The sequence below is a fragment of the Leifsonia sp. NPDC102414 genome, assembly GCF_044765685.1.
Lineage (GTDB): Bacteria > Actinomycetota > Actinomycetes > Actinomycetales > Microbacteriaceae > Leifsonia.
Genome location: NZ_JBIWKN010000018.1, coordinates 1 through 1,018 on the forward strand (window position 1 = coordinate 1; position 1,018 = coordinate 1,018).

The 1,018-nt window shown below is 56.6% G+C and carries 1 rRNA gene; it reads left to right on the plus strand.

What is annotated here, in order from left to right:
- Positions 1 to 855: 855 nt before the first annotated feature.
- Positions 856 to 1,018, plus strand: a 16S ribosomal RNA gene (locus ACIRCZ_RS20530); the annotation flags it as partial.

The window sequence follows — 1,018 nt, forward strand, 5'->3', positions numbered from 1 at the left end:
GCCGCTGGTCTGGTACGAGGGCACGACGACCACCTCGCCATCATACCTGTACACCGACCAACGGGGCTCGATCGTTGCCGTCACCCGATACGGCTGGTTCTGTAGGAATGGACGACCGGCACGGCATAGCCAGGCTGGTGTTCCAGTCTTTAGCTGGTCTGGTGATTGGGCCCGGCGCTTCGAGTGCCGTGGTCGCGTGCCTAAGCCCCACCGCGCCTAACTGGTCCCGACGCTTCTTTTTTTCGTATCTGCCATCGGCCACATCCTCATCGGCGAGCTCACTCGCTCTCTATTTTCTTATGCCGACGCCGCTCCATGAGGGGTTATACGTCTGCCTTCTATCGGCAACGCTCCATCACGTCCGGCTCGCTCGGATGGGGATGGCGCTACCGGCCGATACGTCTCGGGCCGGGGTTTGGGCGGTCATTTCAAGGAAGCGAGAGACAGGCGTCGGAAAGGCGTTGACTCGCATCCGGCCATTCCCTAGATAGCCGCCTCCCCAGCGCTTCCGGGCGGCGGGGAAAACGTTGAGTTCTTCTTTTTAAAAGAACTGCTTGACACAGAGAACCGGCTTCCCTAGATAGCCGCCTCCGCCGCGAACGGGCGTTAAACGGTTTGGCTGGTTTTGCCGGTCTGGGTCTTTGAAATCGTTGATCTGGAAAGAGAAACGCAGGCGGCGGTGTCCTGGCGAGAACCCTTTGGGGTTCTACAGTCGACACTGACATCTGCGGTCTTTTTGAAAAGACATACCATGAAGTCGGTCTTCGGATCGGCCTAGTGGGATCTCGTCAATAATACGTAGAACTAATGCCAAGCGATCTTAGGATCGTGATGCTTAGGTCAGATAAGTCAACTCAACCTGAGAGTTTGATCCTGGCTCAGAGCGAACGCTGGCGGCAGGCCTAACACATGCAAGTCGAACGAACTCTTCGGAGTTAGTGGCGGACGGGTGAGTAACACGTGGGAACGTGCCTTTAGGTTCGGAATAACTCAGGGAAACTTGTGCTAATACCGAATG